We start from the raw sequence: 13,508 nt of genomic DNA, 5'->3' as shown, positions 1-13,508 counted from the left end.
AGCAGCCGAACGTGTTTCCGCTGCGACATTCCGCCCGGTTAATCCGCCTTACTGAACCGATCATGCCAAACTGATGCCATGAGCACCGATCCGGCGCCGAAGTGGCGGCGACTCGAACCGGACGAACGCAAAGAGCAGATCTACGCCTGTGCGGCGAGACTGTTCGGCGAACGACCGTATTCGGAAGTGTCCACTTCGGACATCGCGGCCGAGGCAGGCGTGGCCCGCGGACTGATCAATCATTATTTCGGAACGAAAAGGGAGTTGTACCTCGAAATAGTTCGGCGCGCGCTTACCGTGCCACGGATTGCGGTGCAGATTCTGCCGGACGGACCGCTGGAAGTGCGCGCGGACGCCGCCATCGACTGGCTGCTCGACATGGTGCGCGGGCAGGAGAAACTGTGGCTCGCCGCGATCGCGCCGGAGGGCATCGGCCGCGATCCGGAGGTGGACCGGATCGTCGCCGAGGCCGACCGCGCGTCGGCCGACCGCGTGCTGGAGGCGGTCGGGCTGTCCCGCGACAGCGCGCACGGCGAGGAGCTGAACGCCGCGGTGCGCGCGTTCGCCGGCATGGTGAAGGCGGCGGGCCGCGAGTGGCTCGTGCACCGCTCGCTGGACCGGCGCCAGGTCCACACGCTGCTCACGATGTCGCTCGTGACCGTGGTGGGCCAGGTCTTCCCCGCGATCCAGCATCCGCCCCAGCACTGAGGTACCCGGAAGGAGAACCCCCGGCACCACGAGGGGGGAGGAAAGTGCCGGGGGCCCCTTCCGGAGGCAAGGCCCCCGGTAACTGTCCACGCTACGCCGGGAAAGCGTCGAATCGGTGTCGGTCGGCGCAGCGGCGCCCCGACTTTTCACCATGACCACGCGGACGGCCCAGTGCGAACGCCCTGGCGGAGCAATTTCGCGAATTTCACCCGTTCAGCTGGGCCAATCTGCAGGTGAGCCCGTCGAGGCACCGGCGGATCGCGAAGTCGAAGAGTCGCGGATGGTAACCGGCCGCCGCTTCGGGGTCGCTGAGCAGCTCTCGCATCGAGCGCCCGAACGCGGCCATGCCGGGAAGGTCCTCGCGGTCGCGGTAAGAGGCATACTCCTCGGTGTTGTCCAGGCGCAAGGCGAGGCTGCAGTCGCGGTCGTCCTCCAACGCGACGTACTGGCACGCGGTGGTGGTGAGCACGGTGTAGGCGAGCGCGCTCTCGTCGCCGAAGCCCGCGTCCAGCAGGATCTGCACGCCGCGGTCCACCGTGGGCGTCGCCGCCGCCACCGACGGGCCGAACGACGCCATCCGGCGCGCGGTGCCCGGGTGCTTGCGCAGCAGCTCGCGCAGGCCGGTCAGCAGTTCGACGAACCACTCCTGCCACTCCAGCCCGTCGTCCGGGAGCCGCAGCTGGCCGACGACCCGGTCGAGCACCGCGCACACCACCGCGTCCCGGTCCCCGACGTGGTGGTAAACGACCGCCGGGTACGCGCCGATCGCGGCGGCCAGCTGCCGCAGCGTCCAGCTTTCCAAGCCGCGTTCGACGGTGAGCTTCACCGCCGCGTCGATCACTTTTTTCGCGGTGACCGCGGGCAGCCCGGCGGCCGAACGGGACCGGGCGCGCTGTCCGGCACGCGGAGTCGGCATGCCGTGCACCGTAACCGGGAACCCGCCGGCTCGGCCACACGCGGTTCCACGCTGCGGCATGATCGGGGCATGCCACGCGCACAGGCCAACGGCCTCGAACTCGAGTACGACACGTTCGGCGACCCGGCCGCCCCGCCGATCGTCCTGGTGATGGGACTCGGCGCCCAGATGATCACCTGGGAGGAGGGTTTCTGCGAGCTGCTCGCGCGCCAGGGCTTCCACGTCGTGCGCTTCGACAACCGCGACGCGGGCCTGTCCACCTGGTTCGACGAACTGGGCGCGCCGGACCTCTCCGGGATCGTCGCAGGCACTGCCCCGGCGCCGTACCTGCTGTCGGACCTGGCGAACGACACGGTCGGGCTGTTCGACGCGCTCGGTTTCGCGAAGGCGCACGTCGTCGGCGCTTCGATGGGCGGGATGGTCGCGCAGCAGCTCGCGATCGACCACCCGGACCGGGTGCTGAGCCTGACGTCGATCATGTCGACGACCGGCGACCGGTCGGTCGGCCAGGTCTCGCCCGCGGCGCTGGCGACGCTCACCAAGCCGGTGCCGGAAACGCGCGAGGAGCAGATCGAACTGAGCGTCGCGAACTACCGCGTGACCGGGTCGCCGGGCTATCCGGCCACCGAGGAATACCTGCGGCGCAAGGCGACCCGCAACTACGACCGGGGTCGGCACCCCGCAGGGATGCAGCGGCAAGCCGCCGCTGTCATGGCGTCGGGCGACCGTACCGAACGACTGCACGACGTCCAGGTGCCGACGGTCGTGCTGCACGGCGATTCCGACGTGATGATCGACGTCAGCGGCGGGAAGGCCACTGCGGCGGCGATCCCGGACTCGGAGCTGGTCGTCGTCCCGGGCATGGGGCATGACCTGCCGGAACCGCTGTGGCCGGAGATCGTGGCCGCGGTCGTCCGCGCGACCGCTCGCGCCTGACCGAGGTCAAGAAGCTGTCAAAAACCAGCGCCGGGGCGTACGGAACCTGTCCGCACGCCCTGGTGCACGCGCCCGCGCGAGGTGCCATGGGGCATGCGTACTGAAGGACGGCTGGCCGGCGGGTTCGGTTTCCCGCTCGGTTGTGTGGCGGTGGTGGCGGCCGCGATCGCGGCGGACCTTGCCGGGGCGACCGCGCATCCCGGTTATGCCGTGGCGGCGGTGGCGCTCGCGGTTGGCGCAGTGGCAGTGGTCACGACCCCGCTCGCGGCGGCCGGAGCGGCCGCGGTGGGGTGGGCGGTGCTTGCCGGGTTCGCCTACGGCCGGGCCGGGGAGCTGCTTTTCATCGCGGCGACCGGGTGGGTCGCGGTGATTTTGGCTGGTGCGGCCGGGTTCGGGCTTGTCCTCGGTGCCGGATGGCGCACCGTTCAACGGGTTCGTCCGGTCTTCGCCGAGGCTGTCGTGCCGGAGCCGCGGAAGGCTGTCGAAGCCGGCCACCGCCGGGTGGCATCACTCTGAAATGGCTCGCCAAGGTGCGCGAAGGGCGCCAGGCTGACGGGGTATCACGTCGTCACCTTCGGAGGTCAGCCATGAGTGAAGCGCAACCGGCACCCAGCGACGGGGAGGGCGACGTCAAGCGGAAGTTCCGCGAGGCGCTCGAGCGGAAGCAGGCGAAGTCCCGGGAAGGGGCCGCGCACGAGAACGCCGGGCAGCAGGGGCAGCACGCTCATGGGCCCGCGGCTAACAAGCGGACTTTTCGGCGGAAGAGCGGCTGATCGCCGCTCCTCTTAGTGAGCTAGTGGGTGCGTGGGGGCACCCCGAAGCTTGATTGTGACTACGGTCTGGGGTTGCTTGTCAAGGCGGGAAAGATGCCTTGACAAGCAACCCCAGACCGCGTTGTGGCTTCGTATCGGGGTGCGGGGGTGGTGTGGGTGCCCCGATCGTTGAGTGCGTCGGCTGCGGTCCGCGGGCGGTGGGGGCTAGCGCCCCAATGTGGCATTGGGTGCATGCGACGCACCGAACGCCACATTGGGTGCATCTGACGCACCCAATGCCACATTGGGGCGCATCCGGGCGACGGTAGGCGGGCGGGTCCGTGAGGGGAACCTTGAGGGAATCAGAGTCCCTCAGGGTTCCCCTCACGGACGTTTTCCTTGCTACACCGTGAGGATCGAGCGCAGGCGGCCGACATCGGTCATCCGGCGTTCGGCCAGGCGGTCGGCGGCGGCAGCGGGAGGCACGCCATCGGCTTTGGCCAGTTCGTACACCGCCTTCGTGGTGTCGAAGATGGCCGCTGTTTTGCGCTGGGCGCGGGCGAAGTCGAAGCCGTGCCGTTCGTCGTCGACCTGGATCACGCCGCCCGCGTTGACCAGGTAGTCGGGGGCGAACAGGATGCCGCGGTCGTCGAGCAGCTTGTCGACGCCGGGGTGGGCGAGCTGGTTGTTCGCGGCACCGCAGACGATTCGGGCTCGCAGGGCGGCCACGGTCTCGTCGGTGAGCACGCCGCCCATCGCGCACGGGGCGAAGACGTCCAGCTCGGTGCCGATCATGGTGTCCACATCGGACACCACCTCGACGCCGGGGTAGGCCGCGCGAGTGCGTTCGACCGCGCTGAGCGCGACGTCGGTGATCACCACGTGGGCGCCAGCTTCGACCAGGTGGCCGACGAGGATGTGGCCGACCTTGCCGACCCCGGCGACGCCGACGCGGCGGCCGGTCAGCTCGGGGACGCCCCAGACCTGGTCCGCCGAAGCGCGCATTCCCTGGTACACGCCGAAAGCGGTGAGCACAGAGGAGTCGCCGGCCCCGCCGTCCTCTGGGGAGCGGCCGGTGACGTGCCGGGTCTCGCGGGCGACCACGTCCATGTCGCGCACGTAGGTGCCCATGTCGCAGGCGGTGATGTAACGGCCGCCGAGCGAATCCACGAACCGGCCGAAAGCGCGCAGAAGCGCTTCGGACTTCAGCGTGTTCGGGTCGCCGATGATGACGGCCTTGCCGCCGCCGAGGTCGAGGCCGGCGAGCGCGTTCTTGTACGCCATTCCCTTGGAGAGCGCGAGAACGTCGTCCAGCGCGGCGTCTTCGGTGGCGTAGGGGTAAAACCGGGTTCCGCCGAGGGACGGGCCCAAAGCGGTGGAGTAGATGCCGATGATGGCCTTCAGCCCGCTGGCCTCGTCGTGGCAGAACACGACTTGCTCATGGCCGCTGTGCCGGCCGAACACTCCTTCGGTCACGGTGGTGACTCCTTTGTCTCCCACGCGGCTCGTGGCCGCGCAAATGTGTGAACGGTGCGCACCGGGGAACGGGGGTTGCCCGCTCACTGGTGCACACCGTCAACCTACTTCGCCGTTCTCCGGGCCACCACCCGCATCCCGGGAGCTTCACCCCAGATCCGCGACAGCTTCCCGAAGGGTGGAAATCGCGGTCTCGAGCTGTTCATCCGACAGGTATGGCGCGGGGCCGAACCTGAGGTAATGGCCCCGGCTGTCGGTGCGCACGCCGCGCGCGGCCAGGCGTTCGCACAGTTGCCCGGCAACAGGACTGCGCAGCGAGAGGAAGCCGCCGATGGCGTCGAGCGGGGTGTCCCGATCGCGGGTGACGACGTCGTCGGGGAGGCCGAGGTCGTCGAAGCAGCGGGCGAGCAGGCCGACCTGGTGCTGCGACACCTCGCGCAGGAACTCGGCGGTGAGTCCTTCCTCGGCGAAGAACCGCTGCACCCGCACGCCGCGGTAGTGGCTCGACGGGTCGTAGGTGGCTCCGGCGAACCGGTCGCCTCCTGGTGCGTACGCGACTTCGTCTGGCCGGCGTTCGTCGGCTAGGGCACCGAATTCCGCGTACCAGCCGGTAATCACCGGGCGCAGTTCTTGCGCGTGCGCGGGCAGGCGCAGGAAGCAGTTGCCCTCGCCGAGTTGCAGGTACTTGTAGCCGCCGCCGAGGACCCACGCGTTGGTGAGGCCGAGGTCGTGCAGCGGGAACGGGACCGCGCCGACCGCGTGGTAGGCGTCGACGACCAGCTCGACCGAGCGGCTCCGGCAGGTTTCCGCCAGGTGTGCGAGGCCCGGCACGATCCAGGACGTCTCGAACAGCACTGCCGACGTGAGGACCGCGGCGGTGCGGTCGTCGACCTGGTCGGCGAGCCGTTCGGCCAAAGTGGCCACGGGCGCGGCGGGCACGCGGACCACCTCGACGCCCTCCTCGGCCAACCGCGTGAGCTGGCGGCGCAGAGTGTGGAATTCTCCGTCCGTGGTCACCAATCGCGGCCGCTTCCGCAGCTCGATCGCGGACAGGAACCGCAGCACGAGCTCGTGCGTGTTCTGGCCGAGCGCGTAGTCGCCGTGCGGATCGGACAGCCACTGCCGGAACCCGTTCCGCAGCTCGTCGGCCTTCGCGAACGCCCGGCCCCACTTCTCGTCCACCTCCTCCGCGGCGTCGGCGAACGCTTCGCGCAGGCCCTCTTCGGCGACGTCCGGCCAGGCCTGGTGCGAATGCGCGGACAGCAGCAGCCGGTCGGCGACGCGGAACCGCGAGTAGTGCGGGGCGAGCGCGTTTTCCTTGGCGCGTAAGGATTCCACTGTGGTCACAACCGGCTCCGGACGGCCCACAGGTCCGGGAACATCGGGGTGAACAGCGTGGTGCGCAGGTAGGTCGCGCCGGACGAACCGCCGGTGCCGGTCTTGTCGCCGATCGTGCGTTCGACCATCTTCACGTGCCGGTAGCGCCATTCCTGCAGGCCCTCGTCGAGGTCGACCAGCGCCTCGGCGAGCACCGACGGGCCGCCGTCGTCCTGGTACACCTTCAGCAGCACCTCCTGCAGCTCCGGCGACGCCTCCAGCGGACGGGTCACGTCGCGGTCGGTGGCCACCGGGTAGCCCTTTCCGGACAGATACGTCAGAAACGAGTCGAAGACCGAGGGACGGCGCATCGCGTCGGCGATCCGGGTGCGCTGCTCGCCGCCGTCCGGGTAGTGCGCGAACACGCGCTCGTCGCGGCGGCCGAGCACCGCCTCCAGCTCGCGGAACTGACCGGACTGGAAGCCGCTCGACGCGTCGAGGCGGGCGCGGAAGCTGGTGAACTGGCTCGGCGTCATCGTCTCCAGCACGTCGATCTGCGCGACCACCACCTTCAGCACGGTCAGGATGCGGCGCAGCGTGCGGATCGAATGCGCGGTGTTGCCCGCTTCGAGGTTCTCCTGCAGGAACGCGGCCTCGTGCAGGATCTGCTTGAACCACAGTTCGTAGACCTGGTGGATCACGATGAACAGCAGTTCGTCGTGTTCGTCCGAGCGCGGGCGCTGTGCGGCGAGCACCTCGTCGAGCGCCAGGTAGGACGTGTAACTGAGCGCGGCTTGGGTGTCGGCTGTTCCGGTCATCGGGTTCCTCATCTCGTGGACAGGGTTCGGTCGAAGTGGCGCTGCGCGGATGGCGCGAGCGCCGAATACAGGTCGTGGAACAGCTTGACCGCGGCGTCCCGGGTTTCCGGCGCCGGGATCAGTTCGGACGGCAGTTCCGGGTCCAGTGAAGGAAATTCGCGATAGGTGTGCACCAGGCGGGTGCGGACGGCGAACGCCTGCGCGTCGCTGAGATCGCCGGGGCAATCGCCGAATTCGGCGACGAACGCGGCGTAACGGGCGGACAGTCCGTCGAGGTCCCAGGCCCGTCCGGCCAGGCGGCGCACGTCCAGCGCGGCGGACGGGGTGCCGAGCATCAGCCCGGCGTGCTCGGCGACCTCGAGTTCGGTGAGCACCGCGAGCACCTCGGCCTCGCGGTCGTGCGGGGCGAGCCAGGTGCCGTCCTGGACCGGGCCGAACCCGAGGAAGCGCAGCCGCCGCACCAGCCGTTCGCGGGATTTGCGCCGGGTTTCCGGGATGTTCTGCCACAGCACGGTCCAGGTCCCGGCCGGTTCGTCGCGGCGGCCGAGGCCGAAGATCCGCCGGTCGCCGTCGTCGAGCAGGGCGACCGTGCGCGAGGTCAGCGAGTAGTGCACCAGCCTGCCCTCGCGGTGCCGGGACAGCAGGCCGCGGCGCACCAGCCGGGTCAGCGCGATCCGCGCCGCGCCGTCGGAGAACCCCAGCTCGTGCAGCAGCGCGACGAGACCGCCGGACCACACGCGCCTGCTTTCGCGCGGGCGCACGTAGCTGCCCAGCAGCGTCATCACGAGCTCCTGGGGCGTGCGGGCGGGTTCGGTGTCGGGCACGAGGCAACTCTATACACCTCAGCCCGCTGCAGTGTAGCTTTCGGGAGTGAGCAGTTTTTCGGACCGAGTTGTCGTGGTCACCGGCGGCACGCGCGGCATCGGCGCGGCCGTCGCCGAACGGTTCCGCAACGCCGGCGCGACGGTGCACTCCCCCGGCCGCGCCGACTGCGACGTCACCGACGAGGCCGCCGTCCGCGCGTACTTCGCCCAGCTCGGACCGGTCGACGTGCTGGTCAACAACGCTGGGGTGTCGTCGAGCGCGCCGCTGGCGAAGACCGGGCTCGACGATTGGCGCGGCCAGTTCGAGGTGAACGCGACCGGCGCGTTCCTGTGCACCCGTGAGGTGTTGCCGGGGATGCGCGAACGCGACTTCGGACGGATCGTCACGGTCGCGTCGACTGCGGGACTGGCTGGCGCGCGCTACACCTCGGGCTACACCGCGTCGAAGCACGCGGCGGTCGGGTTGATGCGGGCTGTGGCGGCGGAAGTGGCGGGCACCGGCGTCACGTCGAACGCAGTGTGCCCGTCGTTCGTCCGCACCGATATGACCGCGACGTCGGTGGCCCGGATCCGCGAGCGCACCGGCCGCGGCGAGGCGGACGCGGAAGCCGCGCTCGCCGCCGCCTCCCCGCTCGGACGGCTGCTCGAACCCGGCGAAATCGCGTACGCCGTGGAGTTTTTCGCCGCCCCGGAGGCGGCCGCGATCAACGGACAGACCCTCGTACTCGACGGTGGAGGAATCCAGAAATGAGCCCGTTCCGCGCCAGTGTCCCGCTCACGAAATCGTGGGAGCACTTCGAGTTCACCGTGGACGACGGGGTCGCGACGGTGACCTTCGACCGTCCGGAAAAGCTCAACGCGCTCACCTTCGACGTCTACGCCGACCTGCGCGACCTGGTCGCCGAATTGCCGCACCGCGGCGACGTGCGGGTGCTCGTGCTCACCGGAAAGGGCCGCGGATTCTGCTCGGGCGGCGACGTCGAGGAAATCATCGGCGAGCTGCAGAAAATGGACACCGCGGAACTGCTCGAATTCACCCGGATGACCGGCGCGGTGGTGAAAGCCATGCGCGAAACGCCGATCCCGATCATCGCGGCGATCAACGGCGTCGCGGCCGGCGCCGGTTCGGTCCTCGCACTGGCGAGCGACTTCAGGCTGCTGGCCGAATCGGCGAAGTTCGCGTTCCTGTTCACGAAGGTCGGCCTGGCGGGCGCGGACATGGGTTCGGCGTATCTGCTGCCGCGCCTGGTCGGCCTCGGCCGGGCGACGGAATTGCTGATGCTGGGTGACAAACTCCCCGCCGCGCGCGCCGAAGCGATCGGGCTGGCGAACCGCGTGGTGCCGGACGCCGAACTGGCCGACGAGGCCACCGCGCTGGCCCGACGGCTCGCGGACGGCCCGGCGCTGGCGTACTCCACCACGAAGGTGCTGCTGACCCGCGAACTCGACAGCGACCTCGGCAGCTCGATCGAGCTGGAAGCCATCACGCAGGCGCTGTTGATGACGGCCAAGGACCACAAGGAGTTCTACGCCGCCTGGACCGCCGGTCGCAGTCCACAGTGGACCGGCCGCTGATTGTCCGTGAAGGGCTCCTTGAGGGAATCTCATTCCCCCAAGGAGCCCTTCACGGACCGCTGGTCAGGCCCGGGTCACCGAGACCTGGAGTTCCGTCACCCAGTCGTCGCGGTTTTCCGGGCACTCCAGGTTGACCTCTCGGGGGTAGCCGGTCGACTGGTAGCCGTTGGCGTCGATCCAGCGGGCCAGGGCCTGAGCCGCCGGATCGATCGTCTCCATCGAGCCGCGGTGCACGACGGCCGCCGCGTGGTCCAGCGGCGGCAGGTCGTGGACCCGGACGTCGCCGTCCCGCGGCGGGGCGGAAACCTCGACGGCGGCGTGGACGACGACCTTGCCGTCGGCCTCCGGGACGTCCTCGTAATAGGCCACTCCGGGTCCGGTGCACCCGATGCCCGCCGCCTCCAGCCGCCGGAAAAGCTCGGCGTAGAGCGGTCCGATGACCGGGCCGATGTCCTCGGGCTCGAAACTCGCGGCGATCGCGGTCAGCTCCGCCACCCGCACGGCGGGGACGCTCTTGATGACGACGTCGTTCTCGGGCATGTGCCCCTCGCTTTCGATCGCGCGGAGCCTCGCCTCGACCCGGACCAGCCGGGCCGCCGCGGCCGCCATCGCCGCCTCCAGGTCAGCCCGCCGCAACCGCAGCATGGCGCCCAGCTGCTCAGCGGTGACCTTCTCGTCGAGGATCTCCTGGACCTGCTGGAGAGTGAAGCCGAGATCCTTGAGCGCGATGACGCGGTTGAGGCGCGCCAGCTGGGCGGCGGCGTAGTACCGGTAACCGGTGGCGGGGTCGACGTGGGCCGGGCGCAGCAGTCCGGTCGCGTCGTAGTGCCGCAGCATGCGGACCGAGACGCGGCCGTGCCGGGCGAAATCTCCGATAGTGAACATGACGTCTTAGAGTTGACCGCCTGACACGGTGTGAGAGTCAAGAAGCTGATCAGAGGTCGGTGTAGGCGAGCGCGTTCTCCTCCAGGGAGCCGAACCACAGGCGCCCGTGGTACTCGCGGATGCCCACCAGCAGGTGGAATCCCGGGATCTCGCCGCGCAGTTCCCGCACCACCGAACCGTCCGGGGCGACGGCGACCGCGCCCACCCGGCGTTTCGGCGCGGGCTGCACCGCGTCCGGCAGAGCGCGCACCGCCGTCCGGACCGCGCGGGGCAGACGGCGCACGACGTCGAGGGCGCGGACGCGCGGGCTGGCCTCGGTGATCCAGATCAGGCCGTCCGAACCGGTCGCGATGTTGTCCGGGAAGCCGGGCAGATCGTCGATCAGGACGTCCTGGTCGCCCGCGCGCGGACCGGTCAGCCAGACCCGGCTCACCCGGCACGCGCCGGTTTCGGCAACCGCCACAAAGGACTCGTCCGGCGGGAGAGCGACGCCGTTCGCGAACTGGAGACCGTCGGCGAGCAGGTCGATGTGACCGTCCGGCGCTCGGCGCAGCAGCCGTCCGCCCGCAGTCTGTTCGATGAGGTCGTCACGCCAGTTGTCGATGCCGAAGCGACGCGAGGAGTCCGTGAAGTAGACCGTGCCGTCGGCGGCGACCGCGGCGTTGTTGCAGAACACGAAATCCAGCCCGGCACCGGATGTCGCGAGGGTCGTGGTCTCGCCGCCGGCCAGCGGCATGGTCAGCAACCCGGCGCGGGCGTCGCAGATCAGCAGTTCGTCATCGCCGTACAGTTCCAGCCCGAGCGGGCGGCCGCCGGTGTCGCCGATCAGGTCGATCCGCCGCCCGTCCGGGGAAAGCCGCAGGATCCGGCCGTCGTCGACGCCGGTGTAGACCCGGCCCTCGGCGTCCACGACCACGTCTTCCGGACCGTGCCCGTTCACCGGGACGACCGTGACCTCACCGAACCGCACGCCGGCCTCCTACCGGTAGCTGAGCAGCCGCGCGTTCTCGCCTTCGAGATGCGGATGCTCGTTGAAGGACAACAGGTTCACGCCGCCGCGGCCGGACGTCAGCTTCGTGATTCCGGTGTTCACGGTGACGCGGTTCAGCTTCAGCAGCCCGGGCCCCGGCGTGCCCAGCAACGATCCGGCGACCGCGCCCAGCACCCCGCCGGAGGTGAACACGAGCCCGTTTTCGCCCTTGCCCAGCGAACCGGCCAGTTCCGCCAGCGCCGCCGTGGAGCGGCCGAGGAAGGCGGGCCAGCTTTCCGCGCACGGACCGGTGTCGCCGGAGTCGACCCACGCGGTCAGCGCGGCGTCCAGCAACCGCTGGTACTCGCGCGAATCCTGTTGCGGCGCACCGCCCGCGTGGTGCGCCGCGATGTCGACGTGGTCGTATTCGTTCCAGCGTTCGTCCTCGATCACCGGCACGTCGCAGCCGAGGACCTTCAACGCCGTCGCCGCGGTGTCCCGCTGGCGGGCCAGCGTTCCCGAGCGCACCTGCGCGAACTCGACCCCGCGCCGTTTCAGCTCCGCGCCGACTACTGTGGACTGTTCGAAACCCAGCGGCGACAACGCGTCGTAATCCGCCGCGCCGAACGACGCCTGCCCGTGCCGGATCAGGTAGATCGCACCCATTTATGCCCGTCCCGTCAGGAAAACATCCGAAGCAACCGGCCCGGAGCGAAGCGTACCGCGAGACTCAGCGGTACCCAGGGCCACGAAGGCACGTACGCGCGCTTCGGCTCCGCTTCGATCGCCTTGACCAGCGCGTGCGCTCCGGCTTCGGCCGACACCATCAGCGGGTTGGGCTTGGTCGAGCGCGCGGTCATCTCGGAGCTGATGTAGCCGGGCCGAACGTCGGTGACCGTGATGCCGTGGCTGCTCAGTTCCAGCCGCGCGCCGTCGGTGAACGCGGAGATCCCGGCCTTCGACGCGGAGTACGCGGTGAGGTTCCGGGGAAAACCGCGCAGCGCCATGAACGACGAGATCACCGCGAGGTGCCCGTCGCGCTGCTCGCGGAAGATCCCCGCCGCCGCCTCGATCTGGGCCACCGCGCCGACGAGGTTGGTTTCGAGGGTCTGCAGGTTGGCGTCGAACCGGCCTGCGCCGACCGGCTGCCCCTTGCCGAGCCCGGCGTTGACGATCACGCGGTCGAGCCTGCCGAGCTCCGTCCGGAACTCCTCGAACACGTCGAAGACGCGCGCGTGGTCGGTGACGTCGAGCGCGCGCGTCGCGACGGTGATGCCCGGGTACGCGGCGCGCAGCTCGGCGGCCAGGTCGTCGAGCCGTTCGGTGCGCCGGGCGCACAGCGCGAGATTGCGGCCGCGAGCGGCGAACTGCCGGGCCATTCCCTCGCCGAGACCGGAGCTGGCTCCGGTGATCAGGATGTTCTGCCGCAGGACCATGCCCGGAGCCTACCCGCTGGTAACCAATCAGACGCTCCCGCGGCTCACGCTGCCGCCCACCTCCGCTCGGCCCGCTCCCGGCTGCCGGGAATCAGCCGGAAGAGCAGCTTCGGCACCGCCCCGGCGAAGTAGTACGTCTTGCCGTCGACCTCCAGCGCGTGCTGCGCTTTGCCCGCGGGCGCTTTGTCCGCCGGCCCCAGGCTCAGTGCGAACGCGCACTTGCCGTCGAACTCCGGCTCGGCCATTTCACGCCCCCGGCGGGGGAAGGATTTCCAGCACGTCGATCGTGCCGATCTCGGTGTGCGGGTGCCCCTCGAGAAGACTCCGCACCGCGTCCGCCGAATCGGCCTGCAGGATCGAGTACCCGCCGATCGTGCCGTCCCCGCCCGCGGTGGGCGCGCCGCCGTCCACCACCGCTTCGCCCGCTTTCGCGAACCACGCCATCCAAGCCTGCATCCCGGCGGCCTGCTGTTCCGGCGTCGCCTGGGCCATCCGCTCCGCGGCCGACTGGTCGGCGCGGTAAAGGAGAAGGAATTTCGCCATACCGATCACCTGCGATCGAGGGAAACCGCCCCGCTGACGGGGATCGGGCTCATGGTCTGCCGCTTCGGCCGCTCGCGCAAGTCCGGCGGATCCGGCGCGGATGACCGGTGGCCCGGCCTCTGGGGGCATGCCGGGCCACCGGTTCCGGGCGCGGCCGCCGGCCGGGCGCGGGGCGCGGTCCGCGCTGCCGGGGCCGAGGCTCCGGACGCGCCGGGGGCGGCGCGTTCCGTCCTGGCCATGGAAGCGCGACCGTGCAGGTCAGGGCAATGGTTCACAGTTGCCAGTACTAGCCCGTTCGTCGGAGTGGTACGGCGGTACAACCTGGTCCGGCGGCTGCTACCGTGCCTGTGTC

17 protein-coding genes are annotated in these 13,508 nt (G+C 70.0%); 6 read left to right on the top strand and 11 right to left on the bottom strand.

Annotated features, from left to right (window positions below; all coding sequences use genetic code 11):
* Positions 1 to 78: 78 nt before the first annotated feature.
* Positions 79 to 708 (top strand): TetR/AcrR family transcriptional regulator, encoded by a 630-nt coding sequence (locus ACFORO_RS30235; protein WP_037715077.1) that lies wholly within the window; start codon positions 79 to 81, stop codon positions 706 to 708.
* Positions 709 to 913: 205 nt separating this feature from the next.
* Here the strand turns inward: ACFORO_RS30235 and ACFORO_RS30230 are convergent, their stop codons facing one another.
* Positions 914 to 1,624 (bottom strand): TetR/AcrR family transcriptional regulator, encoded by a 711-nt coding sequence (locus tag ACFORO_RS30230; RefSeq protein ID WP_377868357.1) that lies wholly within the window; start codon positions 1,622 to 1,624, stop codon positions 914 to 916.
* A 69-nt stretch (positions 1,625 to 1,693) separates the two neighbouring features.
* Between ACFORO_RS30230 and ACFORO_RS30225 the strand changes: the two genes are divergently transcribed.
* From ACFORO_RS30225 to ACFORO_RS30215, 3 genes are all read left to right on the top strand, one after another.
* Positions 1,694 to 2,560 (top strand): alpha/beta fold hydrolase, encoded by an 867-nt coding sequence (locus tag ACFORO_RS30225; RefSeq protein WP_377868356.1) that lies wholly within the window; start codon positions 1,694 to 1,696, stop codon positions 2,558 to 2,560.
* A gap of 93 nt (positions 2,561 to 2,653) precedes the next feature.
* A complete protein-coding gene (locus ACFORO_RS30220; RefSeq protein ID WP_377868355.1) occupies positions 2,654 to 3,076 on the top strand; it encodes a hypothetical protein in 423 nt (140 codons plus the stop codon).
* Positions 3,077 to 3,147: 71 nt separating this feature from the next.
* Positions 3,148 to 3,333, top strand: a complete 186-nt coding sequence (locus ACFORO_RS30215) for a DUF5302 domain-containing protein (RefSeq protein WP_344287092.1) — start codon at positions 3,148 to 3,150, stop codon at positions 3,331 to 3,333.
* 381 nt (positions 3,334 to 3,714) lie between these two features.
* On the opposite strand, the gene ACFORO_RS30210 is transcribed toward ACFORO_RS30215, so the two are convergent.
* From ACFORO_RS30210 to ACFORO_RS30195, 4 genes are all read right to left on the bottom strand, one after another.
* Complete coding sequence (locus ACFORO_RS30210) at positions 3,715 to 4,788, bottom strand: Glu/Leu/Phe/Val dehydrogenase dimerization domain-containing protein (RefSeq protein ID WP_377868354.1); 1,074 nt, start codon at positions 4,786 to 4,788, stop codon at positions 3,715 to 3,717.
* A gap of 147 nt (positions 4,789 to 4,935) precedes the next feature.
* Positions 4,936 to 6,135, bottom strand: coding sequence for a kynureninase (locus ACFORO_RS30205; protein WP_377868353.1), 1,200 nt, complete (start codon positions 6,133 to 6,135; stop codon positions 4,936 to 4,938).
* Positions 6,132 to 6,923 carry a tryptophan 2,3-dioxygenase gene (locus tag ACFORO_RS30200; protein WP_354747684.1) on the bottom strand — a complete coding sequence of 264 codons (792 nt, stop codon included), beginning with the start codon at positions 6,921 to 6,923 and terminating at the stop codon, positions 6,132 to 6,134. The genes ACFORO_RS30205 and ACFORO_RS30200 overlap by 4 nt, the downstream gene beginning before the upstream one ends.
* An 8-nt stretch (positions 6,924 to 6,931) precedes the next feature.
* Positions 6,932 to 7,705 (bottom strand): PaaX family transcriptional regulator, encoded by a 774-nt coding sequence (locus ACFORO_RS30195; RefSeq protein ID WP_377868391.1) that lies wholly within the window; start codon positions 7,703 to 7,705, stop codon positions 6,932 to 6,934.
* An 88-nt stretch (positions 7,706 to 7,793) separates the two neighbouring features.
* Between ACFORO_RS30195 and ACFORO_RS30190 the strand changes: the two genes are divergently transcribed.
* Entirely contained in the window at positions 7,794 to 8,498 is a 705-nt protein-coding gene (locus tag ACFORO_RS30190) for an SDR family NAD(P)-dependent oxidoreductase (RefSeq protein WP_377868352.1), read from the top strand.
* Positions 8,495 to 9,322: an enoyl-CoA hydratase family protein gene (locus ACFORO_RS30185; protein ID WP_354747688.1), complete on the top strand. Its 828-nt coding sequence runs from the start codon at positions 8,495 to 8,497 to the stop codon at positions 9,320 to 9,322. Before ACFORO_RS30190 ends, ACFORO_RS30185 begins: the two co-directional genes overlap by 4 nt.
* A 63-nt stretch (positions 9,323 to 9,385) precedes the next feature.
* Here ACFORO_RS30185 and ACFORO_RS30180 read toward each other — a convergent pair whose 3' ends face one another.
* From ACFORO_RS30180 to ACFORO_RS30155, 6 genes are read right to left on the bottom strand one after another with little or no spacing between them, the layout of a single operon-like run.
* Entirely contained in the window at positions 9,386 to 10,207 is an 822-nt protein-coding gene (locus tag ACFORO_RS30180; RefSeq protein ID WP_377868350.1) for a MerR family transcriptional regulator, read from the bottom strand.
* A gap of 49 nt (positions 10,208 to 10,256) precedes the next feature.
* Positions 10,257 to 11,177, bottom strand: coding sequence for an SMP-30/gluconolactonase/LRE family protein (locus ACFORO_RS30175; protein WP_377868349.1), 921 nt, complete (start codon positions 11,175 to 11,177; stop codon positions 10,257 to 10,259).
* Between the two features lie 9 nt (positions 11,178 to 11,186).
* Positions 11,187 to 11,843, bottom strand: a complete 657-nt coding sequence (locus ACFORO_RS30170; protein WP_377868348.1) for a histidine phosphatase family protein — start codon at positions 11,841 to 11,843, stop codon at positions 11,187 to 11,189.
* Between the two features lie 14 nt (positions 11,844 to 11,857).
* Positions 11,858 to 12,613, bottom strand: coding sequence for an SDR family oxidoreductase (locus tag ACFORO_RS30165; protein WP_377868347.1), 756 nt, complete (start codon positions 12,611 to 12,613; stop codon positions 11,858 to 11,860).
* A 44-nt stretch (positions 12,614 to 12,657) separates the two neighbouring features.
* Entirely contained in the window at positions 12,658 to 12,858 is a 201-nt protein-coding gene (locus ACFORO_RS30160; protein WP_354747698.1) for a hypothetical protein, read from the bottom strand.
* 1 nt (position 12,859) lies between these two features.
* Entirely contained in the window at positions 12,860 to 13,156 is a 297-nt protein-coding gene (locus ACFORO_RS30155; protein WP_377868346.1) for a YciI family protein, read from the bottom strand.
* Between the last annotated feature and the right edge of the window lie 352 nt (positions 13,157 to 13,508).

Origin of the sequence: Amycolatopsis halotolerans (assembly GCF_042647905.1) — a bacterium.
Taxonomy (GTDB): domain Bacteria; phylum Actinomycetota; class Actinomycetes; order Mycobacteriales; family Pseudonocardiaceae; genus Amycolatopsis; species Amycolatopsis halotolerans.
This window is presented reverse-complemented; position numbering and strand designations above follow the sequence as displayed.

Coding starts and splice junctions, on each gene's coding strand:
- ACFORO_RS30235 (WP_037715077.1), top strand. CDS start 79: ATGAGCACCGATCCGGCGCCGAAGTGGCGGCGACTCGAACCGGACGAA.
- ACFORO_RS30230 (WP_377868357.1), bottom strand. CDS start 1,624: ATGCCGACTCCGCGTGCCGGACAGCGCGCCCGGTCCCGTTCGGCCGCC.
- ACFORO_RS30225 (WP_377868356.1), top strand. CDS start 1,694: ATGCCACGCGCACAGGCCAACGGCCTCGAACTCGAGTACGACACGTTC.
- ACFORO_RS30220 (WP_377868355.1), top strand. CDS start 2,654: ATGCGTACTGAAGGACGGCTGGCCGGCGGGTTCGGTTTCCCGCTCGGT.
- ACFORO_RS30215 (WP_344287092.1), top strand. CDS start 3,148: ATGAGTGAAGCGCAACCGGCACCCAGCGACGGGGAGGGCGACGTCAAG.
- ACFORO_RS30200 (WP_354747684.1), bottom strand. CDS start 6,923: ATGACCGGAACAGCCGACACCCAAGCCGCGCTCAGTTACACGTCCTAC.
- ACFORO_RS30195 (WP_377868391.1), bottom strand. CDS start 7,705: ATGACGCTGCTGGGCAGCTACGTGCGCCCGCGCGAAAGCAGGCGCGTG.
- ACFORO_RS30185 (WP_354747688.1), top strand. CDS start 8,495: ATGAGCCCGTTCCGCGCCAGTGTCCCGCTCACGAAATCGTGGGAGCAC.
- ACFORO_RS30180 (WP_377868350.1), bottom strand. CDS start 10,207: ATGTTCACTATCGGAGATTTCGCCCGGCACGGCCGCGTCTCGGTCCGC.
- ACFORO_RS30170 (WP_377868348.1), bottom strand. CDS start 11,843: ATGGGTGCGATCTACCTGATCCGGCACGGGCAGGCGTCGTTCGGCGCG.
- ACFORO_RS30165 (WP_377868347.1), bottom strand. CDS start 12,613: ATGGTCCTGCGGCAGAACATCCTGATCACCGGAGCCAGCTCCGGTCTC.
- ACFORO_RS30160 (WP_354747698.1), bottom strand. CDS start 12,858: ATGGCCGAGCCGGAGTTCGACGGCAAGTGCGCGTTCGCACTGAGCCTG.
- ACFORO_RS30155 (WP_377868346.1), bottom strand. CDS start 13,156: ATGGCGAAATTCCTTCTCCTTTACCGCGCCGACCAGTCGGCCGCGGAG.